Origin of the sequence: Macrococcus carouselicus, assembly GCF_004359515.1 — a bacterium.
GTDB lineage: Bacteria > Bacillota > Bacilli > Staphylococcales > Staphylococcaceae > Macrococcus > Macrococcus carouselicus.
Window position 1 is genome coordinate 1 of record NZ_SCWD01000001.1, and the last position, 21,986, is coordinate 21,986.

Below are 21,986 nucleotides of genomic sequence, written 5' to 3' on the forward strand. Positions count from 1 at the left end.
GTCTTATATCCTCCCGGACCATTGATATATTCATTTACTACTTTCATCTTGAATTCCAGATCATATTTAGCCAAATAAAAGCACCCCAAACGTTAGATTTTAGGTCTAACTTTTGGGGTGCAGTACATCAAGTCGCTCTTTTTTTTATGAGAAATAGTGTATAATATAGTTATCTTAATTCGAAAGAGAGATGTCATTATGGGTCGTAAATGGAATAATATTAAAGATAAAAAGGCAGCAAAAGATAAAAACACGAGCCGGATCTATGCGAAATTCGGTCGTGAGATATATGTAGCTGCGAAGTCTGGAGAACCGGACCCAGAATCCAACCAGAATCTGAAGTTCACCCTTGAACGTGCGAAGACATACTCAGTACCGAAACACATCATTGACCGGGCGATTGAGAAAGCAAAGGGTGGCGGCGAGGAGAACTACGACGAGCTGCGCTACGAAGGCTTCGGGCCGGCGGGTTCAATGCTGATTGTGGATGCACTGACGAATAACGTCAACCGTACAGCGAGTGATGTGCGTGCTGCATTCGGTAAGAACGGCGGTAACATGGGGGTCTCCGGTTCAGTTGCCTATATGTTCGATAATACTGCGGTATTCGGCTTTGAAGGCAAGTCAGCTGACGAGACTTTAGAGCTCTTGATGGAAGAGGACATCGACGTACGTGACGTGACTGAAGAAGAAGGACAGACTATTGTCTATGCAGAGCCCGATCAGTTCGCAGCTGTACAGCATGCGCTGAATGAAGCGGGAATCACTGAGTTCACAGTGGCTGAGTTATCGATGCTTGCCCAGAATGAACTGGAGTTATCTGAGGCGGATCTGGAGACATTCGAGAAATTAGTGGATGCCATTGAAGACCTGGAGGACGTGCAGAGCGTCTATCATAACGTAGAACTGTAAGCCGAGAGAAGCTTGGTTTTTGGTAGGAGGATTGTATGGAGAAAAAGATTCTGAAAGCGCAGCTGATTGAACGTCTGAAGCTGATGCCACACCCTGAAGGCGGCTATTATCACGAGACATATCGCTCTAAGCTGAAGGACAGGGAGGAGAAGGCTCTGTTCTCGAGTATTTATTTTCTGCTTGAGACCGGTAATATCTCACATTTCCACCGGATTGAATCAGATGAACTCTGGTATTTTCAGGGCGGGGATGCATTGACGATTCATATGATAGATGCTGCAGGCAGCTATCAGACGGTTAAGCTGGGACTTGACGTGGCGAACGGTGAAGTGCCGCAGTTCCTGGTGCCGAAGCAGACTATATTTGCTTCAAGTGTGGAAGGTGAAAGTGAATGGAGTCTTGTGGGGTGCATGGTGTCACCGGCATTTACATTTGAAGAATTCAAGCTGTTCAGTCAGGATGAGCTGCTGAGCAAGTATCCGGAACACGAAGAAGTCATCAGGAAATATGCACTGTCATCGGTAGAGCGTCCATCTGAATAGATGGATGTTTTTTTTCGCGTTTCATCAGGTTTTTCATTACAATAGGATTGAGGAGATGATGAGATGATACAGCAGAAAATAGTACCTTTCCTGATGTTCAACGGCCGGGCAGAGGAAGCGGTCGATTTCTATACGACTATTTTTAATGACAGTGAAATTGCGGCAATGAACCGCTACGGAACAGAAGGACCCGGTGCAGAAGGGACAATCAACCATAGTAAGTTCACACTGAACGGCCAGCAGTTCATGGCGATTGATAATGCGAACGGGACAGATGTGCCTTTTACGCCGGCCGTATCATTGGTCGTCAACTGCGACAGTGAAGAGGAAATCAGACACCTGTATGACCGTTTGAAAACTGACGGAGAAGTGCTGATGGAGCTTATGCCGATGCCACCTGTTGCCAGGCAGTTCGCCTGGGTGGCGGATAGATTCGGGCTTAGCTGGCAGCTGAACCTGTCCGTATGATCCGACCGTTTGAAAACTATGATATCGATGCCATTCAAAAGATGAACCGGGAAGAAGGCTGGGATAATCTTGTGGTCCGTCACGCGCAGACACTGAAAAGCTGGCAGAACAGTGTCGCATTTGTCATGGAAGAAAAGGGTGAAGTCATAGGCTGCGTGCGTGCATTGACGGATGGTTCTGTGTCACTCTATATCTGCGAACTGATTGTACGAAAAGATAAACGCGGTAGAGGCTGTGCAAGGCAGCTGTTAGAACATGTGCATGAACAATATCCCACGACGCGGATGGAACTTCTCGCCACGTCAGGTTCCAGGAGTTACTATGAACCATGGTTCAGACCCTTTTACGGCTTTAGAAGAACGTATCATGAAGACTTAAGGCGTGAATGGGATGGAACTCAGGCTGAAGAATAAAGTAGCGGTGATCACAGTGTCCAGTAAAGGAAGCGGCAAATGTCATCGCCTTTCTGGTGTCAGACGCTTCAAGTTATGTCACAGGAACAGCAGTCAATATTGACGGTGGCAGTATTGCAGCTTTATAGGTCGAGAATAGCTGGTCCATCCGCAGAAGCGGATGGACTATTTTTATGGAATCTTTCAGCAGTGAGTTGCCATTCAGCAGGAGCAGAATATCTGGCTGGGGGAACTCATCATAGATATTTTCTGAATGTCTTGATTAATTCTTGCTAAATATCTGTACTAACTGTATTATATTCATTAATACAATTAGTACGACTATAAAAGGAGGTCATCTATTGATTTCAATTGATAACCGAAGCCGTATTCCTCTTTATGAGCAGTTGAGTGAGAACATCAAACTGCAGATCATCAAAGGGGTCATGCAACCAGATGAGCAGCTGCCGTCAGTCAGACAGCTTGCCCAGGAACTGACGATTAATCCGAACACGATTCAAAAAGCATACAGGGAGCTGGAGCGTGAAGGATTCACCTATTCTATTCCAGGGCGTGGTAGTTTTGTTCAGTATACTGAAAATGACATCAATAAGGAGCGGGTGAATGCGTTGACTACAGAACTTGAAAGAATTATTGAAGAGCTTTTATTTCTTGGTCTGACAAAAGAGGAAATTCAGCAGAAAATCGAAGCGATAGCAGGAGGGGAACAGCATGAACGTTAAAGCACAGGCAGTCACAAAATACTTTGACCACCATAAAGCCGTTAGCAGTGCTTCTCTTGAGCTTGAACCAGGGACCATCCATGGGCTGCTCGGCTCTAATGGTGCAGGGAAGACGACATTCCTGAAGCTGATGGCGGGTATTTACCGGCCGGAAGCGGGACAGATTCTCTATGATGGTCAGTCCGTCTATGAAAATACTCAGATTAAAGAACAGATCATTTTTATGCCGGACATTCCTTATTTCTTCAACTATTCCAACCTGATTGAGATGGCAGGCTTCTATAAGGCGTCTTATCCACACTTCAGCAGTACACGTTTCAATCAGCTGGTCAAGCTGATGCAGCTGAATAAAAAGCAGCGGTTCAATCGCATGTCAAAAGGGATGAAACGTCAGGCGGCCTTTATTCTGTCATTATCCTGTTATCCGGATGTGCTTCTGCTTGATGAACCGTTTGACGGCCTGGATCCTGTCATCAGACATACCGTCAAGAACTTATTGATACAGGATGTATCGAACCATCAGATGTCCATCCTGGTGTCGAGCCATAACCTGCGTGAGATGGAGGATTTCTGTGACAGCATTTCTATCATGCATGAGGGCCGGATGCTGATCACCCGTGAACTGGATACACTGAAACGCGAGCACAGCAAAGTTCAGGTCGCATTTGAGACACTGCCACCTGAATCCTTCTACCGCGAACTGAAAGCACTGGACCGCAAGATCAAAGGTCGTGTCGTCACCTGCATCACTGCAGGCAGTGATATGGAGATTGAAGAAGTCATCACGCGGTACAATCCGCTGATGTATGATATTCTGCCGCTGACTCTGGAAGAGATTTTCACTTATGAGATGGGAGGCCATGGTTATGCTATCGAAAACATTATCGTTGAATAAAGGACTATTTCAGCATTTCTTCTTCAATAACCTGATTTTTATGGTGATCAATATTGTTGCAACATTTTTCCTGATTCCGTTTGCCTATATCATCCTGAAATACAACGGACAGGAATATATGCCGACCTCCCATCTGCTGGGAGTGGATCCTGCTGTGATGTCGATCTTTTTCACCGGTGCGTTATTCTACAGTATTCTAAGTGCACTGGGTATGACTTACTTCTGGAAGAATGAAGAGGCATCTGATTTCATGCACAGCCTGCCCTTCACAAGAAGCCGGATTCTTGCTCATATGGTTGGAGCATTTCTGACAGCAGTCTCAGTCAATCTGCTGATTAACGGGACGCTCATCAGTATTTTCTCCATGTATTTTAAGAATATTACACCGGAGAAAATCGGTACATGGATCATACTGACACTGATCATTTCACTCTTCACTTTCATTTTCACATTATTCGTCGGTCAGCTGATCAATCACTACTTCGGCCACCTTCTGCTGACAGGCCTGCTCCTTCTGCTGCCATTGATGTTCCATGACCTGGCGACAGGGTTATACCGTAATCTGTTCCGCGGTGCTGCAGTATCTGACTATGGCATGAATGAGGAAAAGATCTATACGGTAGCCGAGAGACTGACATTCCCGCTCGCGATGATCAATAATATTATGGATGGTATCAACTGGCTGTACTTCGGCTATATCATGGTAGCCACATGTCTCCTGCTTGCAGCGACTTATTATCTCTATCAGCGACGTCGTAACGAAAGAATTGTTCATTCATTTCGAAATCGATGGTTGGAGTGGGCAGTCATCACACTGGTCGTACTGCTCGGTGTTATGGTGGCGGGTGCAGCCTTTACTGCAGGTCTGAAGAATATATGGGTTATCGGTATCATCTATCTGCTGGCATTTATCATCATCTATCTGCTGGCACAGGCGATGAACCAGCGCAGTCCGCGTGTCAAGCTGGATATGAAAGCCCTGATGCTGACTTTTACGGTTGTTGCAATGATTATGATGGCTACATACCTCTACGGTAAATGGCAGGAGGGATATGTACCTGATGTGGATGATATTGAAGCCGTCAGCATGCAGACTGCAGATATGTATGACGGGGCACCGAAGATGACGAGTAGGGTAAGAGATCCGAAATTTATCAGCGAAGTAGTTAAGATGCACCAGGAAATCGTAGATAACGATCAAAAGGGCTCTGCCGGTGCTTTTAAAGTATATTATAAGCTGAAAAATGGTCTGGAGCAGCAACGCTTCTATAATGACCTCGATGAGGAACAGCTGGAAAAAGCAGCTGCTTTACTGACTTCTGCTCAGTTCGGTAAAGCAATAGCTGATGGCTATAACTGGGATGAACTGAAGAAAAGAAATATCTATATCCAGCTGGTGGATTCTGAAAGAATATTGGAGCCTCGGGAAAATGAGGCATTTATCGATGCTTTCAGAAAGGACACAAAATACGCTATTATCGACGACCCGACAGTCAGATTGTCGGCTAATTCAGCAGTTTATATCGATCTGCAGAGAGCGGACGGCATATACGAAGGGTTTAATCTTTCACCTTATCAGAAAAATATAATCGCCTACATGATTGATAAGAACATGATTAATAGACCGAGTGATATTTTCCAGGCCGAGCAGTTTTACCGCCTTGATGTCGCACCCGACTATTTTAGAGGGCAGCTGGTTTTTGAGCAGTCAGACTTCGATAAAATAAGCACAACAAAAATCTCGGGAAAAGCGTTCAACCATGCACTTGACGCAGGACATGCAGATTATAATGGACGCTATATCTATGCTGTTGGCACAGAGGATATATTTGCTATAATTAAGATGAATAAGGAAGTGAAATAAGAAGATGCCTGCATCTTCTTATTCTCTATAACCCGGGAAATGGAGGCGCGTATGACAGAGAAAAAACCAGCGGCAGCAGCGAAGAAGAAAAAACAGAAGAAAGCAGTACCGAAGAAGACACAAAAGAAAACCCTTGCCAGAAAGACTACTTCCAAAAAAGCTGGAGGAAAGAAAAAGAAGCAAAGGAATACAGGCAAGCTGATTCTGGGCGGAATTGTGCTGATTATGGCTGCGGTCACGGTCTGGAATGTCATCAAACCGATGCCTGCAGGACTATCCAAACGTTCTGAACCCAGTCGGACGAACCAGGCTGAGCTTCTTCTGGATAACACGTATGGCAAAAAATATGACCACGAAATCTTCACTCATGTGTTCCAGACGATTGACGAGGCTGAGGATTTCATCATTCTGGATATGTTCCTTTTCAATAAGGCCTATGACGGTAAGGAACAGTTTCCGGACCTGACAGGTGAACTGACCCGTCACCTTGTGAACAAGAAGAAAGAGAATCCTGATGTCCGGATCTATGTACTGACGGACCCGATCAATTCAGTATACGGCAGTTATACACCGCAGCATTATAAAGAGCTGCGTGCCCATGACATCTTTCTATATGAAACGGATTTAACGAAACTCCGTGACTCCAATCCGCTCTATTCAGGTCTATGGCGTTCGACTTTCCGGTTCCTCGGTAACAGTGAGAACGGGCATATCACCAATATCTTCTCAAAGAAAGCACCTGATGTGACGGTCAGAGGAATAGCAGACCTTATCAATTTCAAGGCGAATCATCGTAAGACGCTGGTCACAGAGAAAGCGGCGATTATTGCGAGCAGTAACCCGCATAATCCGAGCGGCCATCATCAGAATATCGCTGTTAAATTGTCCGGGCGTATTCAGGAGGATCTGATCAAGAGTGAATTAGCAGCCATCAATATGAGCGGGGGGCATCTTGAGCGGCGAGACTTCACGATTCAGCACCGTGCATTTGATAATACGATGGACTATGAGACGACGCTGGTCACAGAAGGGAAAATCAAGGAGGCACTGCTTGAGTATCTCGCTAAGACAAATGACCATGATACAGTGAAAATCGGTATGTTCTATCTCTCAGACCGTGACGTCATCGATGCGTTGCTCCGTGCAGCGGACCGGGGTGTCGAGATCAAACTTATTCTGGACGTCAACAAAGAGGCGTTCGGCAAGAAAAAGCCGGGTATTCCGAATAAACCCGTCGCACATGAACTTGTATCTAAGAGTGATGACCGCATCCAGATTAAATGGGCAGTGTCACACGGCGAGCAGTTCCATAACAAATACGTCCTGATCGAGAATAATCAGCAGCATCTCTCGTCCTTATTTGTCGGCAGCGCTAACCTCACAAGACGCAATATTGCAGATTATAATATGGAGACAGATGTGATTCTGACAGGAAGGTCAGAGCTTCCTGTCTTCAAGGAGCTGGATGCCGACTTTGATGCGAAATGGAACAATACGAAGGGTCATGTCACAGACAGCTATGATGTCAAAAAAGAACCATCGTTCTGGAAAACGGTTCTCTATAGAATACAGGAATTCACAGGATTATCGAGCTTCTGAAAAAAGCAGACTTTCAACTGAAAGTCTGCTTTTTACTGTCTATATTGAACGAACTGATAATGCGTTCCGTTGATACCGAGCTGCTGATAGAACTGCGCTAAATAGCGCGCATTGGCAGCTGCCCAGTGAATATCTGTCGCATATTGCGTCTGTCCTGGCGCATCGGGATTCCAGCGCATCTGGTAAAGCGTGTTCTGAGATTCGCTGAGGTAACCTGTCGAGATGAATTCTGCGCCGCCGATAATGGCCTTATCCGGGCTATCCCAGCCTACATTTGCTGCATACTGAGCGCCGTATTTTAAAGCATTCTTATCGAAAGCCCCGATACCGAACATGTTGTAGTAATTCTTCTGACCGGCACCTTTCACTTTCTGGCCTTTGGCGAGCTTACTTGTACCTTCACCCGTCTCAAGAAATGCATGTGAGATGAGATAAATCTCATTGATACCATAACGTTCACTTGCGGTCTTAAACGCCTGACCCCGTCCTTCTAAAATGCCTTTTCCTTGCAGCAGGTAATTAAGCTGATTAACAGATAATCCCTGAGGCTCCGTTAACGTGAGAAACTGATAACGGTTCACTGGATCATTCGCTATTTTACCTGGATTCATGGCGTCAATGACAGCCTGTCTAGGTGCATTTGACCATTTGATACCGTTGGAAACTTGAGGTCTTGGCGTCAGTTTCATCTGCGCGGCCAGTGCTGCCCTGAATGTCGCATTCACTGTGCGAGCACCCGGGACAGGCGTCGTGATGACGGCAGGTTCTGCTTCGGTTTTAGCCACTGCTTTTCGTTCAGGCTGAACAGGGGCTGCGCGTTCAACTGTTTTTTTAGCAGGTGCTGGGGCAGGCTGATCAGCTTTCATCCAGCCGGTTAACCCGGTCGCACGTGTGACCTCATAGTAGAGTGTGCTGCCTACTTTAAGCGCCTGCCTGATTGTAACGGTTTCATTCTTCGGTGCACGGTCAATGACCTGTGATTCAGTTCCGTCAGGCACACTGTAAAGCTTAGTGCTTGAAGTCAGCTGCAGTGTGTCTGTGGAAGGACTGACAGACTTTGAGGACTCAATCGACAGCTCATCTGCCCGCACGTAGCCGATCGCATGATTGATATCAGGGGACGTCTGCACACGGTAGTACGGCTGATTTTCAATCATCACTTTGTCGTTGACATAGAGTGTGTAGTTGACATAGTCACCCGCCACTTTTTTAGTCATCGCATTCATGCTGGTGACGATGATGGAATTCGCATCTTTAATATGACCCATTTTGAGAGGCTTTTCACTTGCCTCAGTCGTAGCATTGAACGCAAGAGACGTTAATAAAGTTAAGGATAATGCTCGCTTGAGATATTTCATAGGTGACCTCCGAAAGATTATTGCCTTTATTATACCGAAAATGAGAATGAAGGAGACTCTCTTTACAAGAACTTAACGATTTGTCTTCAGAATGTTACGATAAACGATATCTGCTACTTCTTCTGAGGACTCAGGACAATCATTCTGCAGCCAGAAGAAAATAATACCGAACTGACCTCCCAGTGTGTAGTTGACGAAATACTCGGCATACTGAATATTCTGGTTCTCAATCATCCGAAGATAATTCACACGCAGCATCTGAATGAATTTCTGAGTGAAATTCTGTGCCGGGTGCACTGTCATCAACGTCTTAAAAAAGACTTTGTTATCATAAATATATTGAAACTGGTCTTTTAGAAATGCCTTGGAAAGTTCATGGCGGTCGCCTTGCTCTTCTAGACCGGTTAAAAATTGAGTGCTCATTTCATTGAGTGCAGATAAATGATGGTCAATCAGACGGTCGAGCAGATCATATTTATCGAGAAAATAGGAATAAAAGGTCGAACGGTTGATATGAGCTTCCTCACAGATCATTTTGATGGTGATCTCTCTGAAACGATGCGCTTCAAGAAGCTTTAAAAAGTGCTGTTCTATTAATGACTGTTTTTCTTTCATAACCACTCGCTTATTCAGTATGACATACTTCAGTATTTTATCACGAATTGCAAAGTTGTGAAAATTAAAAAAATAGATTGACACTTATAGAGTTGAGCTGTAAGATGGCATTAACTTAATAAAACTTATCAAGAGAGATTGAGGGATATGGCCCGATGACATCTCAGCAGCGGACTCGGCAACGAGAACTGTGCTAATTCCATCAAGCTTAGCTTGGCAGATAAAAGGACGTAAAAGACTTTTTGGCTTACAGCTAAAGGGTCTTTTTTTATATTCTAGGAGGTTATGATGGCAATTATCGAGATTGAAGATGTAACGAAACGGTTCGAAACGAAAAAAGGTTCAGTGGAGGCTCTCAGCAATGTCTCACTATCCGTGGAGAAAGGACAGATTTACGGCATAGTCGGTTATTCCGGGGCCGGGAAGTCCACGCTGATCAGGCTCATCAACAAACTGGAGAAGCCGACGTCGGGGAGCATTAGAGTGGAAGGTGAAGATATCACGAAGCTGAAGCCGCAGCTGCTCAGAAAGAGAAGACAGAATATAGGCATGATTTTTCAGCAGTTCAACTTGTTCAAGGCGAAGACGGTCGCTGATAATATCAAATATCCGCTGAAGCTGACTAAGAAGTATACGAAAGAACAGCTCGATGCCCGTGTGGATGAACTGCTGAACTTCGTGGGACTAATCGATAAGAAGCATGATTATCCCGCCCAGCTATCAGGCGGACAGAAACAGCGTATCGGTATTGCGAGAGCGCTCGCCACTAATCCTGAGATATTGTTATGTGACGAAGCCACATCAGCGCTTGACCCGGAGACGACGGACGAAATCCTGAAGTTGTTGAAACGGATCAACCGGGAACTGAATATCACTATTGTACTGATTACACATGAGATGGAAGTGGTCAAGACGATTTGTGATGAAGTCGCTGTGATGGAAAAAGGACGGATTGTTGAACAGAATAAGGTGTTCGATCTCTTTACCAATCCAGTCCATCCGACGACAAAACGGTTCGTCCATTCGGTGCTGAATGATGATATCCCGAACGAAGTGGATACGGCATCCCGTAAGCTGTATCGTTTTATTTTCAATCATCAGCAGATTCTGCAGCCGGTGCTCAGTCAGATCGGGCGCAAGTATGAGGTCGATTTCAATATTTTATACGGCAGTATAACCGAGTTAACTGACCGGTTATTCGGTAATTTGCTGATTGAAGCGGCAGGGCCGGATTACAGAGTACAGCTTGCGCTGATTGAACTGAATCAGTATGGCATTGAAATCAAGGAGGTAGAAGGTTTTGAAGGCTAATTTATCTGAGTTTTATCCCGTTATCTTGCAGGAATTACTGAATACGCTCATCATGGTAGGCATCACGCTGGTGCTGGCAGCCACTATCGGTATTCCACTAGGGATACTGCTGTATGCGACAGGACGCGGTAATGTGCTTGAGAATAAGGCGGTCAATCTTGTACTGAACTTTCTGATCAATACCATCAGACCGATTCCCTTTATCATTTTTCTGGTGGCACTGATTCCAGTGACGCGTTTTCTGATTGGCACGACAATCGGTATATGGGCGGCCATATTCCCGATGACACTTGCGGCATCACTGACGATTGCACGTGTCGTTGAAAACAATATCATCTCAGTTGATAAAGGTGTGATTGAAGCGGCTGAAGCGATGGGTTCAACGAAATTTGAAATCCTGTTCAAGATTCTGGTACCAGAAGCGGCGGGTGCATTGATATTAGGTCTGACCTTCACGACTGTTTCACTGATCGAATTCTCAGCAGTGGCCGGACTTGTCGGAGCCGGAGGGATCGGTTACCTGGCATTTACATATGGTTACCAGCGATTTGATGTCGCGGTGATGTTCATTACGGTTCTGATTCTGATCATACTGGTTCAGATCGTCCAATTTATCGGCAATAAGATTGCAAATATATATACAGGAAGATTATAAGGAGAGATTAAAATGAAAAGATTATTATTTGTTGTATTGAGTTTAGTGGTGTTTTTAGCAGCGTGCGGTAACAGTAAAGACGAGAAGACAGTGAAAATCGGTGTGACCGGTGAGGATAAGACCGTCTGGAACATCATCAAAGAAAAAGCGGCGAAAGATGGCATCAATGTGGAACTGGTGGAATTCCAGGACTATACCATTCCGAACAATGCACTGAATGAAGGAGAAATTGACCTGAATGCATTCCAGCATTTCGCCTTCCTGGAGGAATTCAAAAAAGCGCATAATCTGGATATCACTCCGATCGGGACGACTGTCTTTGCGCCGATGGGTATCTATTCAGAGAAGATTAAAGATATTAAAGAGCTGAAGCAAGGTGATACAGTAGCCATCCCGAATGATCCGACCAACCAGGCACGTGCGCTCCGTTTACTGGAAACAGCTGGTGTTCTTAAGCTGAAAGATAATTTCGGTCTACTGGGAGATCCTTCGAAAATAGCAGAGAATAAATTAGGTCTTAAAATCAGAGCGATTGATGCACAGCAGACACCACGTGTACTGCCTGATGTTGCCGCATCTATTATCAATAACGGTGTGGCAGGTAAAGCAGGATTTGATACGAAGAATGACCCGATCTATCTGGAAGATGCTGATGCAGAAAATGCTAAACCTTACATCAATGTCATTGCAGCAAAAACAGAGAATAAAGATAACCCTGAATATAAAAAAATCGTTGAATACTATCAGACACCAGAAGTGACAAAAGCAATCGAGAAAAATTCAAATGGTGGCGAATTCGTGCATAAACTGACTGCTGACGAAATTAAGGAAGTAGAAAAAGAAGTTCAGAAATAAGAGATGATAGAGGAGTATTTCCGCTTGAGGCGGGGATGCTCTTTTTTTGGAGTCTGCCATCCAAGATACTGAGAACGTGACTGTCAAACAGTCTCACAAATAATAGACGGTTGCTTTATTCTGTCCTTTTTTCTAAAACTCACTATTCAAATATCTGTCTAAGGAGGAGCGACTCACACACTGACGCCTTTCTGGGGCTCCCTGAATATTAAAGGGTAAGACTTTTAAGATGAACAGACCCCTTATTGAATTGTCCTTGAAGCCACAGCCATATCTTAAGCCCTTCATTTTCATTGTAAACTCTGTTCGTATTGAAGGATTGATAGTGAGTGGGAGACACTTTCCTTCATATAGCATCTCACCATTATTATAGAAACTAAATATCAAGTACATACAAATTTTATGTAAGTGTAATCGTTTTCTATTGCTTTCACACTCTGCAATCCGACATTTCTCCTGAAAATGTTGGTTGATAGTAGATTGAAAGAGATTATAATAATATCTATGTGAAAAATATCAGATGGAGGAATCACAATGAAGAAAATAGTTTTAATCAATATCTTAACGTTACTTATTCTCGGAATTGCCGGTGTTGCAGCATTTCATTTCTACGATGAAGCAACGAACTATGTTAAAACAGATAACGCGAAAGTAGACGGTACTCAGCTGACTATTGCAAGTCCTGCTGCCGGTAAATTGACATCATTCGATAAAAAAATCGGTGATGAAATCAACAAAGACGACTCTATCGGTGAAGTGATGGCTCAAGGCCAGGACGGTCAACCGACTAAAATGGCAATCAAAATGCCGCAGGACGGTACAATCGTTAAAACGCAGGCCACTGAAAATGGATTCGTCGGCGCAGGGACACCCATTGCCTATGCTTATGACATGAATGATTTATTCGTTACAGCAAATATCAAAGAAACTGAGCTTGAAGGCATTAAGGAAGGTCAGGACGTTGACATCTATGTCGATGGCTACAAAGATACAACGCTTGACGGTGAAGTAGACCAGATCGGTCTTGCGACAGCATCAAGTTTCTCATTATTACCATCTTCTAATGGTAACGCGAACTTCACTAAAGTCACTCAAGTTGTTCCGGTGAAAATCAGTCTTTCTAAAGACAAATCATTAGACATCTTACCAGGGATGAATGTAACAATACGCATTCATAAAAACTAAGGAGGTTTTCGTATGACCTCATTTATCATTGCATATGTCTTGATTTCATTGGCCGTATTTTTTGTGATCAATCGATTGATTCTGACAAGAGGAAACAGCAGCGCTGATCCTATTGAAGAGACAGTGACAGCTGAGGACAAACCAGCACCTGTCTACCATCACGAAACTGAAAAAGTCACTTATGAACAGCCCGTCAAAACACAGGTTGAACAATATAAACCCGAAGTGATATACAATAGCGCAGCACAGCAGGACGAAAACAGGACTGGTTTCAAAGAAGAAATAGCTGATGAACATGAAGCTATCTACAACAGTGAGGCTCAGAAAGAAGAGGCGGCAGAGTCTCCAAGGGAAGCTGCAGCAGCTTATGGTCCTAAACTTAAATTCGGTAAAAATATCACGATTCCTAAGATCATCACAGTACTGATGATCGGGATGTTTATCGCCATTCTCAATCAGACATTGATCAACGTCGCGTTACCTGTACTGATCAATGATTTCGGCATTTCAACTTCAACAGCTCAGTGGCTGACTACAGGATTCATGCTGGTCAATGGTATTCTTGTACCAATTAGTGCATTTCTGATTCAGCGCTTTACGTATCGCCAGTTATTCCTGACTGCGATGATGTTTTTTACTATCGGTTCACTGATCTGTGCTGTCTCAGCTAATTTCCCGGTGATGATGGCAGGACGTCTGATTCAGGCGGTCGGTGCCGGAATTTTAATGCCACTTGGTACTAATATCTTCATGACTATCTTCCCGCCGGACAAACGCGGTGCGGCGATGGGGATGATGGGGGTTGCCTTTATTTTAGCACCTGCCATCGGGCCGACATTAACAGGTTGGGTCATTCAGAACTATCACTGGAACGTGATGTTCTATGGTATGTTCATTACCGGTGTCCTCGCAGTTCTGATCGGACTGGTCTGGTTTAGAATCGCACAGCCGACAACGAATGCAAAGCTGGATGTCCCGGGAGTCATCTTCAGTACACTTGGTTTCGGTAGTCTGTTGTATGGTTTCAGTGAAGCCGGTAATAAAGGCTGGGATTCTGCAGAAGTTCTGATGACGATGGCAATAGGTCTTATCTTCATCGCTTTATTCGTATATAGAGAATTATCCATGAAAAATCCGATGATGGATTTATCGACACTCAAATATTCAGGTTTCTCCTTCACCACATTCATCAATATCATCGTCACCATGGCGTTATTCGGCGGGATGATTCTGTTGCCGATCTATCTGCAGTCTATACGAGGCTTCTCGCCGCTGGACTCAGGGTTACTGCTCTTACCTGGCTCCCTTCTGATGGGGTTGATGGGCCCTATAGCGGGGCGTCTGTTTGACAAAATCGGGATTAAACCACTCGCTATTTTCGGTCTTGCAGTTATGACTTATGCAACGTGGGAACTGACTAAACTGAATATGGATACACCGTATAGTCAGATTCTCGGTATCTACGTTCTTCGTTCATTCGGTATGTCATTCATCATGATGCCGATCATGACAGCAGGGATGAACTCATTGCCAGGCCGACTGATTCCACATGGTAATGCATTCAGTAATACCATTCGTCAGCTTGCGGGTTCAATCGGAACAGCGATTCTTGTCACAGTGATGACCCAGCAGACCACTGCACATATGGGTGACATCGCTAACTCACTGGACAAAACGAATCCAGCGATCGTGAATCAGATGCAGCAGGCAGGTCAGGCTATAGGAAATGATGTAGCAGGCACGCAGATGATCATGGGTCGCATGCAGCAGCTTGCTACAATCAATGGTATCAACGACGCCTTCTGGGTGGCGACTGTTCTCAGTGCGCTCGCCTTCGTTCTGTCACTCTTCCTGAAAGGGAAGGACCATTATCGTTCCGACGAAGCATAACTAAATCATGAACAAGTTGAAAAAGTATTTCCTTCAACTTGTTTATTTTTATATAATGGAATGTAAGGAGTTGTGCGACTTGAAAACGAAATACATAGATAAACGGTTCTGGCGCAGATTGCAGAAGAAGGAATATAAGGAACTCAGAATAGAAGACGACATCTTTGACGGTATCATCGGCCTTGTAACGATGAAGAAAGTGAAGTCACCGCTGCAGGTTGAAGTGGTAGGCAGACCCATTACAGTAGCAGAAGTAGGCTACCAGTGGCTGCAGCTGTTACCGAAAGATAAACACTACAGCATCACTGCGATGTACAACAAGGCAGGTAAGCCGGTCCAGTACTATATCGACATCAATGAAAGCAACATTTTAGAGATGGGCGAAGCGAGAACGAACGATATGTTCCTCGATATTCTGGTCCTGCCGACAGGGGAATATGAGCTGGTGGACGAAACGGATATCAAACGTGCGCTCAGTAAAGGAGATATCACTCAGGCGCAGTTTGATGCAGCTTACGAAACAGCGAATGAACTGATGCAGTGCATCAGCAGTGATTTCGTATCCTTTGCGGAAAAAGTGGAATATTGCAGACAAAAAATAGCCCCTATCATATAGAAGCCACTGAAAATCTCATGATTTTCATATGAACTCATTCTTTCCAGCAACTTAATAGTGTAAAAAACCCGTCAATTTCCTCGTTATCAGGAAATGACGGGTTCTTTTATCTTATTAACGGAAAATGGCATAGTCGGATGCTGTGCTGCAAAGTACAGGACTGTCATCAGCTTTTTCATCTGACGTGCCCGTTGTTTAAGATGATGCATGATATTCCTTTTTCATGTGGTTATTTGCTCTATCTTATATATAGAAACCAGTAAATAGATATCAAAAAAAGCCCCGATTAAAGGGCTTCAAATGATTAACTGGTAATATAGTCGCCACCATTGATATGGATTGCTTCTCCTGTGATATATGTTGAATCCTGCGAAGCGAGGAAGACATAAGCCGGTGCATTTTCACTAGGCTGTCCACGTCGTTCCATCGCTGTCTCCTGACCGTGTTTCTCTACTTTTTCCGCCGGGAAAGTAGCAGGAATCAGCGGCGTATAGATAGGACCTGGCGCTACACTGTTCACACGAATCCCTTTCGGTGCTAACTGCTGCGATAACGAACGGGTGAAGGCAGTGATCGCGCCTTTAGTTGCCGAGTAGTCAATCAGTGTCTTAGAACCGCGGTAAGCCGTTACACTGCTGGTGTTGATGATGGAGTCCCCTTTAGACATATGAGGCAGAACCGCCTGCGTTAAATACATCATACCGAAGATATTTGTTGCGAATGTCTCATGAATCTGTTCAGGAGTGATATCAAGGAAATCTTCCTGTGGATACTGGACACCACCGTTATTGACGAGAATATTGATTGTCCCAAAGTCAGTGATGACGTCGCTCGCGAGTTTCTTACACTGCTCCACATCTTTTAAATCGAATGGATAGGCTTTCGCTTTAGCACCCAGCTCTTCAAGTCGTTTCACTGTATCATCAGCATCCTGTTTTTCATCGTAGTAACCGATCGCAACGTCAGCACCTTCTTTAGCATACAGAATCGCGACAGCACGACCGATACCTGAGTCCCCACCTGTGATAAGTGCGACTTTACCTTTTAATTTACCGCCTGCTTTATAATCTTCATCCTCAGCAATCGGTTTAGGATCCATTTCATATTCACGACCTGGTTGACCTTCCTGCGTGTAGCCTTTAATTTCTTTATCAATTTTTTCAAACTTATCCATGAGAATACCTCCTGAAATTTGTGATTAACTAGTTATACCTGTATTTGGGTATTTTAAAACATTGTAGCCCCTCTACAGGGAAATGGAGAGTCATCTAATTTGTGATGTGCTATGGACACGTTCAGCATGGGAATAGATAAATATAGGGGACATCCTATTTATGACAGCCATATTCACCTTAGACACGCCGGGTAATTGAACTAACGCCACTTAAGCAGCTGATGGTTGAGACGGATACAGAATTTGACACCAGGGACATTCGACATCAGCTTTCTGCTATAATAGATGTGATTGCAGATATTAAAGGGACGAATGTCAGTCGTCAGCGGCATTTAAATACGCAGTCGTTCTATCAGTTGGAGGTCCAGAATGAAAATAGATGATTACCGTCTGATTGTAACACTAGCAGACGCAGAGACACTTAGAAAGGCGGCTGCCATGCTCTATATCTCACAGCCCGCCGTCAGTCAGCGCCTGAAGTCCATCGAACAGGAATGGGGAACCCCTATCTTCATCCGTACAAAGAAGAAGCTGATTGTGACTACGAATGGTGAAAGTATTATTCAGCATGCCCGCAAGATGCTGAAAGAAGAAGAAACGCTGAAAGAACTGATTCATTCCTCCGAAGGAATTATCAACGGTAAGCTGTCCATTGGCTCCTCATCACTTATCGGCCAGACCATTCTGCCGAGAGTGCTCGGTCAATATATCGAACTGTATCCGGAAGTGAAGATTCAGCTGCAGGTCGGCTCGAGCTCGCAGATCATCAGTAATCATCATGATTTTCATGTATCGATTATCCGTGGTTCTGAAATCATGAATATGACGAATGAAGTCCTGCTGCAGGATAAGCATTATTTCATCTATCCGAAAGCAAAAGCTGATATGCTGGATAAACTCCCCGTTATTGAGTTCCAGGCGGACGCGGCCTATTTGAAGGAAATCGAATTCTGGTACACAGAGCAGTTCAATCAGCTCTATCAGCCACAGATACGGACGGACCAGATTGCAACGTGTAAGGAACTGCTGCTGAATGGTGTAGGCATGACTGTGCTGCCGGAGATTGTAATCGGTGACATCGATCAGGACCGGTTTGCGGTTGAACTCCTCAACGTCGGCCGGCAGAATCTGCTGCGCAGAACATATATGAGCTATGATAGCGACGTCCTTGGACTGCCGCAGGTTGAAGCTTTTATTAAATTAATGAAACAGTATCAGTAGAAGGGGATAGTATGGATTTAAGAACAATATTGAATAGTTTCGGCGCACATGAAGATTACAGACAGATCATTCTTGACTTCAATGATTTTATCAAACTGTATGAGATGGCATTGCTTGAGCTGCGGAGTGATATCGAAATCATTGAGCTTGAATGGCAGACACGCTATGAATATTCACCGTTTGAACATGTGAAGACACGTATGAAGACACCGCAGTCGCTGCAGAGGAAGATAGAACGAAAAGGGGTGCCGTTCACGATTGAAGGCATCAAAGAAAATATCTTTGATATTGTAGGCGTCAGAATTGTCACGAGTTTTGAGGATGACGTCTATAAGATCTATGAGTTATTAAAAAGACGGGATGACCTTAAAATCAGAAGAGTGAAAGATTACATTAACAATCCGAAGCCGAGCGGCTATAAAAGTCTCCATCTTATCGTCGAAACCGAACTGATTCTATCCGAAGGCAGCGTATGGGTACCCGCTGAAATCCAGATTCGTACGCTGGCCATGGATTTCTTCGCTTCGACGGAACATAAGCTGCAGTACAAGTACAACACAAAAGAACTGAGTCAGGATATCAAGGATGAGTTATATGAAGTAGCGCTGGCATCAAGCAGACTGGATGAAAAGATGACGCAGGTCAGAAATACGATACTGATTGATTAAGGAGGGTCTGATGAAGAAGCGCTCATCAGGCAGAAGTAATCAACGGGGTGACTTCACAGTCAGGCCGCGGTGAAACTATGCCATGACAGTATTGAATGGACCCGTTCAGCTGAGTGTGCCAAGTTATAAGGCCGGCGAACAGGTGAAGCGGATTGCCCCGGCCTATAACAAGAAGAAGGACAGTGACCGGATGGCATACTAGATGAAACGGTATCCGGATATGACTGAACGACCGCAGGAAATGAGAGATGGATAAAGCAAAAGAGATGGCCAATCAGCCATTCGGTTACAGCGTGATGAACGGTGTCTATTCCATGCAGCTGATCATCATGGTACACTTGACTATACAGGATTAACACATATACTCGTGACCACTGATGGGTTTTACGATATCAAAAATCTTGGTATGGAACGGTTTGTCAGAGAGGGTATCCAGGATCTGGACCAGTTTCCTGAGAGTATGATGGCATATGAACTGGAGGATAAAGACAAGCGTCTTTACCCCCGCTACAAAGTACATGATGATAAAGCAGCGTTACTGATTATCTTGTAATCTATCCAGCCGCTGCTGAAAAGTCTGACGTTGATCTTCACTCAACGCTGTTACACTGACAGCATGCTTTAGAAGGTCAACGTTTTTCTTGTCGGTATAAAGTAGCGTATTGAACGCCTCTAGCGTAAAATTTGCGGGATCACGTTCTAAAAGGATAAGGTTGCTGTCAGGTTGTACATATCCTTCTTGCAGGACACGGAAATAACAGCCTGTCGCATGACTCATACTCATCATCTTGACGAGTGACGGTACCTTGTATTTCTTCGCGATGGTATTACAAGGACCACGACCTTCAGTGACTTGAATGACAGCTTCACCAAGCTTGAAAATGTCACCGATGGCAATCCGGTCTTTTGTCAGACCGATTGTCGTGATATTTTCTCCGAACATCGCATAGTCAGGCATATCGTGAATATAATCCTGCCATAACGTATAATCAAGCTTATCGTATAGGCAGACCGCTTTATTGATACCCCCGTGACCTTTGTATTCATGTTCATCACCTTCAAATCCCATTTTCGATAAATAGTTCGTTTCAGTGATCGGATATTTATTGACACCTGTTTTTTTCGGCTTACCGTTCAGCATGACTTTTTCGACTTTACCCGTACATATCTTGACGATTTCATAGTTCACAGGCTTCACCTCAAGTTTTATTCCATCATACAATAATATAAGAAAGTGTGTGAGAAAATGTTTCGAGATTTATTGAAAATTAAGAATTATAAACTGTTTCTGCTGGATATGATGCTGCTCGGGATGGCACTTGCGATCACGGTACCGTTCTTTATTCTGTATGCAACCCAGGAACTCGGTATGACGCGTGGGATGTATGGAATTATGATGGCATTATTCGCACTGGCAGGCTTTATGGTCAATACGTTTGTAGCGCGCTTCTCAGATAAAGCAGGCTTCAAGCGGAAGTATATGATCATGTTCAGTCTGACGATGTCCAGTATCGCCTTCAGCAGCTACTTCTTCGTGCATACACCGCACATCTTCATCATGATGTATGTCTTCTTCGCAGGCCTCGGTGCCCCGGCAATGCCGCAGATGTATGCCTCTGCAAGAGAGAGTATCGACGCTTCTACTTCAAGTAAGAACGCTGTATTTGCCAATACCGTTCTGCGGTCCATGTTCAGTTTCGGCTTTCTGTTCGGACCGTTAGTCGGCACTGTGCTGCTGAAAAGCTTTGGTTTCGCAGGCCTCTTCGGCGGAACAATTCTTTGTTATGTAGTCGCCTTACTGACGATACTGCTCTTCTACAAGGATATCGAAAAACCAGTCATTGTAAGAGAAGAAGGTTACGTCGAACCTGCTATACCGAATCTACTGCGTGATATGTATCTGCTTGTGCCATTCCTTGCGTTCGTCTTCTTACATATCGGCCAGTGGATGTATACGCTCAATATGCCGCTCTTTGTCACAGAATACTTAGGTGAATCGGAGTCGAATGTCGGTTATCTTGCAAGTTTATGCGCGGGCCTTGAGGTGCCGTTCATGATAATTCTCGGGATTATGGCATCAAAAATGCAGACGAGAACGCTGCTGATGATTGGTGCTGTCCTCGGTGGCGGCTATTACTTCTCAATCGGTGTCTTTGACAGCGTTATTGCCATGCTGATCGGCCAGCTTGCACTCGCATTCTTTCTGGCCATACTGCTCGGACTCGGTATCAGTTATTTCCAGGATATTCTGCCGGATTTCCCGGGTTATGCTTCAACTCTGTTTTCCAATGCGATGATTGTCGGTCAGCTGCTCGGAAACCTGCTCGGTGGCTTTATGAGCGGCATAGTCGGACTCGGCAATGTCTTCTTCGTCTCAGCAATGTTCATCGCTATCGCATTTGTGTTACTTATTTTCACCAAACCGGTTAAGATGGAGGATATCGTATGATTTTAGGATGGCTGATTATTATAGCAGCTTTTATATTCGCTTTCGTCGGACTTGTGATGCCGATGATTCCAGGCGTTTTAATGATGTGGGTCGGCTTTCTTGTCTATCATTTTCTGATTGATTCCGGCACACTGTCCTGGTTCTTCTGGGTCGTGATGGCGGTGCTGACGATTTTCAGTCTGGTCAGTGATTATATTGCAGGCAGTTACTTCGTGAAACGCTACGGTGGCAGCAGGACAGGGGAGATTACGGCAGCAGTCGGCGTTGTGGTCGGCAGCTTTCTTTTCCCGCCGTTCGGGATCATATTAGTCCCGTTAATTGCTGTACTGATTGTGGAACTGATAGTGTTACGTGACACGATGCGAGCGGTGAAAGCAAGCATCGGCTCACTGTTCGGCTTCCTGACAAGCACGTTCGCGAAGTTTCTGCTTCTGGTCATCATGGTCGTGTGGTTCTTTGTAGACGTGAACTTGAATCTATAAGAAGTGGCCAGTTTGATATAGAAAAGGGACTTTCGAAGTGAAAGTCCCTCTATTTTTATTTATCTGCCTTTTTCGCGCGGTTCTGTCGTCCG

Annotated in this window: 24 protein-coding genes, 1 pseudogene and 1 riboswitch; of the genes and pseudogenes, 20 read left to right on the plus strand and 5 right to left on the minus strand. The window is 44.6% G+C overall.

Annotated elements, in window-relative coordinates; genetic code table 11:
• The first annotated feature begins 198 nt into the window (after window positions 1-198).
• From ERX40_RS00005 to ERX40_RS00045, 9 genes and pseudogenes are all read left to right on the plus strand, one after another.
• Window positions 199-912 (plus strand): YebC/PmpR family DNA-binding transcriptional regulator, encoded by a 714-nt coding sequence (locus ERX40_RS00005; RefSeq protein ID WP_133416453.1) that lies wholly within the window; start codon window positions 199-201, stop codon window positions 910-912.
• Window positions 913-947: 35 nt separating this feature from the next.
• A complete protein-coding gene (locus tag ERX40_RS00010; RefSeq protein ID WP_208001634.1) occupies window positions 948-1,454 on the plus strand; it encodes a cupin domain-containing protein in 507 nt (168 codons plus the stop codon).
• A 63-nt stretch (window positions 1,455-1,517) separates the two neighbouring features.
• Window positions 1,518-1,922, plus strand: coding sequence for a VOC family protein (locus tag ERX40_RS00015; protein WP_133416454.1), 405 nt, complete (start codon window positions 1,518-1,520; stop codon window positions 1,920-1,922).
• Complete coding sequence (locus ERX40_RS00020; RefSeq protein ID WP_133416455.1) at window positions 1,919-2,335, plus strand: GNAT family N-acetyltransferase; 417 nt, start codon at window positions 1,919-1,921, stop codon at window positions 2,333-2,335. The genes ERX40_RS00015 and ERX40_RS00020 overlap by 4 nt, the downstream gene beginning before the upstream one ends.
• Window positions 2,336-2,361: 26 nt before the next feature.
• Window positions 2,362-2,463, plus strand: a pseudogene (locus ERX40_RS00025) (SDR family oxidoreductase); the annotation flags it as partial.
• Between the two features lie 213 nt (window positions 2,464-2,676).
• Window positions 2,677-3,057 carry a GntR family transcriptional regulator gene (locus tag ERX40_RS00030; protein ID WP_133416456.1) on the plus strand — a complete coding sequence of 127 codons (381 nt, stop codon included), beginning with the start codon at window positions 2,677-2,679 and terminating at the stop codon, window positions 3,055-3,057.
• Window positions 3,047-3,952 (plus strand): ABC transporter ATP-binding protein, encoded by a 906-nt coding sequence (locus ERX40_RS00035; RefSeq protein ID WP_133416457.1) that lies wholly within the window; start codon window positions 3,047-3,049, stop codon window positions 3,950-3,952. Before ERX40_RS00030 ends, ERX40_RS00035 begins: the two co-directional genes overlap by 11 nt.
• Entirely contained in the window at window positions 3,924-5,816 is a 1,893-nt protein-coding gene (locus ERX40_RS00040; protein WP_133416458.1) for an ABC transporter permease, read from the plus strand. Before ERX40_RS00035 ends, ERX40_RS00040 begins: the two co-directional genes overlap by 29 nt.
• Window positions 5,817-5,867: 51 nt before the next feature.
• Window positions 5,868-7,415 (plus strand): phospholipase D family protein, encoded by a 1,548-nt coding sequence (locus ERX40_RS00045; protein WP_133416459.1) that lies wholly within the window; start codon window positions 5,868-5,870, stop codon window positions 7,413-7,415.
• A 32-nt stretch (window positions 7,416-7,447) separates the two neighbouring features.
• Here the strand turns inward: ERX40_RS00045 and ERX40_RS00050 are convergent, their stop codons facing one another.
• A complete protein-coding gene (locus ERX40_RS00050; protein WP_133416460.1) occupies window positions 7,448-8,773 on the minus strand; it encodes an N-acetylglucosaminidase in 1,326 nt (441 codons plus the stop codon).
• A 72-nt stretch (window positions 8,774-8,845) separates the two neighbouring features.
• The gene (locus ERX40_RS00055; RefSeq protein ID WP_133416461.1) at window positions 8,846-9,388 is read right to left on the minus strand and encodes a TetR/AcrR family transcriptional regulator; all 543 of its coding nucleotides are present in this window, start codon (window positions 9,386-9,388) and stop codon (window positions 8,846-8,848) included.
• Between the two features lie 122 nt (window positions 9,389-9,510).
• A riboswitch (SAM riboswitch) is annotated at window positions 9,511-9,615 on the plus strand.
• A gap of 67 nt (window positions 9,616-9,682) precedes the next feature.
• On the opposite strand from ERX40_RS00055, the gene ERX40_RS00060 reads away from it, so the two are divergent.
• From ERX40_RS00060 to ERX40_RS00085, 6 genes are all read left to right on the plus strand, one after another.
• On the plus strand, window positions 9,683-10,699 hold the full coding sequence (locus ERX40_RS00060; RefSeq protein ID WP_133417559.1) for a methionine ABC transporter ATP-binding protein: 1,017 nt from the start codon (window positions 9,683-9,685) through the stop codon (window positions 10,697-10,699).
• Window positions 10,689-11,354, plus strand: a complete 666-nt coding sequence (locus ERX40_RS00065) for a methionine ABC transporter permease (protein ID WP_133416462.1) — start codon at window positions 10,689-10,691, stop codon at window positions 11,352-11,354. Before ERX40_RS00060 ends, ERX40_RS00065 begins: the two co-directional genes overlap by 11 nt.
• Before the next feature lie 12 nt (window positions 11,355-11,366).
• Entirely contained in the window at window positions 11,367-12,209 is an 843-nt protein-coding gene (locus ERX40_RS00070; protein ID WP_133416463.1) for a MetQ/NlpA family ABC transporter substrate-binding protein, read from the plus strand.
• 534 nt (window positions 12,210-12,743) lie between these two features.
• The gene (locus tag ERX40_RS00075; RefSeq protein ID WP_133416464.1) at window positions 12,744-13,394 is read left to right on the plus strand and encodes a biotin/lipoyl-containing protein; all 651 of its coding nucleotides are present in this window, start codon (window positions 12,744-12,746) and stop codon (window positions 13,392-13,394) included.
• A gap of 12 nt (window positions 13,395-13,406) precedes the next feature.
• Entirely contained in the window at window positions 13,407-15,284 is a 1,878-nt protein-coding gene (locus ERX40_RS00080) for a DHA2 family efflux MFS transporter permease subunit (protein WP_133416465.1), read from the plus strand.
• A 79-nt stretch (window positions 15,285-15,363) separates the two neighbouring features.
• A complete protein-coding gene (locus ERX40_RS00085; protein WP_133416466.1) occupies window positions 15,364-15,900 on the plus strand; it encodes a ribonuclease FAU-1 family protein in 537 nt (178 codons plus the stop codon).
• A gap of 86 nt (window positions 15,901-15,986) precedes the next feature.
• On the opposite strand, the gene ERX40_RS11515 is transcribed toward ERX40_RS00085, so the two are convergent.
• Together ERX40_RS11515 and ERX40_RS00090 are read right to left on the minus strand one after the other, a co-directional pair.
• Window positions 15,987-16,109: a hypothetical protein gene (locus tag ERX40_RS11515; protein WP_279487612.1), complete on the minus strand. Its 123-nt coding sequence runs from the start codon at window positions 16,107-16,109 to the stop codon at window positions 15,987-15,989.
• A 95-nt stretch (window positions 16,110-16,204) separates the two neighbouring features.
• A complete protein-coding gene (locus ERX40_RS00090) occupies window positions 16,205-17,074 on the minus strand; it encodes an SDR family oxidoreductase (protein ID WP_133416467.1) in 870 nt (289 codons plus the stop codon).
• A 369-nt stretch (window positions 17,075-17,443) separates the two neighbouring features.
• On the opposite strand from ERX40_RS00090, the gene ERX40_RS00095 reads away from it, so the two are divergent.
• The 3 genes from ERX40_RS00095 to ERX40_RS00105 all read left to right on the plus strand — a co-directional run bounded on the left by ERX40_RS00095 (window position 17,444) and on the right by ERX40_RS00105 (window position 19,516).
• Window positions 17,444-18,295, plus strand: coding sequence for a LysR family transcriptional regulator (locus tag ERX40_RS00095; RefSeq protein ID WP_133416468.1), 852 nt, complete (start codon window positions 17,444-17,446; stop codon window positions 18,293-18,295).
• Between the two features lie 11 nt (window positions 18,296-18,306).
• The gene (locus tag ERX40_RS00100) at window positions 18,307-18,963 is read left to right on the plus strand and encodes a GTP pyrophosphokinase (RefSeq protein WP_133416469.1); all 657 of its coding nucleotides are present in this window, start codon (window positions 18,307-18,309) and stop codon (window positions 18,961-18,963) included.
• Window positions 18,964-19,369: 406 nt separating this feature from the next.
• A complete protein-coding gene (locus ERX40_RS00105; protein ID WP_165980604.1) occupies window positions 19,370-19,516 on the plus strand; it encodes a hypothetical protein in 147 nt (48 codons plus the stop codon).
• On the opposite strand, the gene ERX40_RS00110 is transcribed toward ERX40_RS00105, so the two are convergent.
• Window positions 19,499-20,152, minus strand: coding sequence for an MOSC domain-containing protein (locus ERX40_RS00110; RefSeq protein ID WP_133416471.1), 654 nt, complete (start codon window positions 20,150-20,152; stop codon window positions 19,499-19,501). The two genes, ERX40_RS00105 and ERX40_RS00110, sit on opposite strands and share 18 nt — an antisense overlap.
• A gap of 57 nt (window positions 20,153-20,209) precedes the next feature.
• On the opposite strand from ERX40_RS00110, the gene ERX40_RS00115 reads away from it, so the two are divergent.
• Together ERX40_RS00115 and ERX40_RS00120 are read left to right on the plus strand one after the other, a co-directional pair.
• Window positions 20,210-21,412, plus strand: coding sequence for a sugar efflux transporter (locus tag ERX40_RS00115; protein ID WP_133416472.1), 1,203 nt, complete (start codon window positions 20,210-20,212; stop codon window positions 21,410-21,412).
• Entirely contained in the window at window positions 21,409-21,894 is a 486-nt protein-coding gene (locus ERX40_RS00120; protein WP_133416473.1) for a DUF456 domain-containing protein, read from the plus strand. The genes ERX40_RS00115 and ERX40_RS00120 overlap by 4 nt, the downstream gene beginning before the upstream one ends.
• Window positions 21,895-21,986 lie beyond the last annotated feature (92 nt).

Excerpts from the sequence above, each read along its gene's own strand:
- ERX40_RS00100 (WP_133416469.1), top strand. The coding sequence starts at position 18,307 with ATGGATTTAAGAACAATATTGAATAGTTTCGGCGCACATGAAGATTAC.
- ERX40_RS00005 (WP_133416453.1), top strand. The coding sequence starts at position 199 with ATGGGTCGTAAATGGAATAATATTAAAGATAAAAAGGCAGCAAAAGAT.
- ERX40_RS00040 (WP_133416458.1), top strand. The coding sequence starts at position 3,924 with ATGCTATCGAAAACATTATCGTTGAATAAAGGACTATTTCAGCATTTC.
- ERX40_RS00075 (WP_133416464.1), top strand. The coding sequence starts at position 12,744 with ATGAAGAAAATAGTTTTAATCAATATCTTAACGTTACTTATTCTCGGA.
- ERX40_RS00120 (WP_133416473.1), top strand. The coding sequence starts at position 21,409 with ATGATTTTAGGATGGCTGATTATTATAGCAGCTTTTATATTCGCTTTC.
- ERX40_RS00095 (WP_133416468.1), top strand. The coding sequence starts at position 17,444 with ATGAAAATAGATGATTACCGTCTGATTGTAACACTAGCAGACGCAGAG.
- ERX40_RS00050 (WP_133416460.1), bottom strand. The coding sequence starts at position 8,773 with ATGAAATATCTCAAGCGAGCATTATCCTTAACTTTATTAACGTCTCTT.
- ERX40_RS00105 (WP_165980604.1), top strand. The coding sequence starts at position 19,370 with ATGGAACGGTTTGTCAGAGAGGGTATCCAGGATCTGGACCAGTTTCCT.
- ERX40_RS00020 (WP_133416455.1), top strand. The coding sequence starts at position 1,919 with ATGATCCGACCGTTTGAAAACTATGATATCGATGCCATTCAAAAGATG.
- ERX40_RS00045 (WP_133416459.1), top strand. The coding sequence starts at position 5,868 with ATGACAGAGAAAAAACCAGCGGCAGCAGCGAAGAAGAAAAAACAGAAG.
- ERX40_RS00090 (WP_133416467.1), bottom strand. The coding sequence starts at position 17,074 with ATGGATAAGTTTGAAAAAATTGATAAAGAAATTAAAGGCTACACGCAG.
- ERX40_RS00035 (WP_133416457.1), top strand. The coding sequence starts at position 3,047 with ATGAACGTTAAAGCACAGGCAGTCACAAAATACTTTGACCACCATAAA.
- ERX40_RS00055 (WP_133416461.1), bottom strand. The coding sequence starts at position 9,388 with ATGAAAGAAAAACAGTCATTAATAGAACAGCACTTTTTAAAGCTTCTT.
- ERX40_RS00010 (WP_208001634.1), top strand. The coding sequence starts at position 948 with ATGGAGAAAAAGATTCTGAAAGCGCAGCTGATTGAACGTCTGAAGCTG.
- ERX40_RS00070 (WP_133416463.1), top strand. The coding sequence starts at position 11,367 with ATGAAAAGATTATTATTTGTTGTATTGAGTTTAGTGGTGTTTTTAGCA.
- ERX40_RS00080 (WP_133416465.1), top strand. The coding sequence starts at position 13,407 with ATGACCTCATTTATCATTGCATATGTCTTGATTTCATTGGCCGTATTT.
- ERX40_RS11515 (WP_279487612.1), bottom strand. The coding sequence starts at position 16,109 with ATGCATCATCTTAAACAACGGGCACGTCAGATGAAAAAGCTGATGACA.
- ERX40_RS00115 (WP_133416472.1), top strand. The coding sequence starts at position 20,210 with ATGTTTCGAGATTTATTGAAAATTAAGAATTATAAACTGTTTCTGCTG.
- ERX40_RS00015 (WP_133416454.1), top strand. The coding sequence starts at position 1,518 with ATGATACAGCAGAAAATAGTACCTTTCCTGATGTTCAACGGCCGGGCA.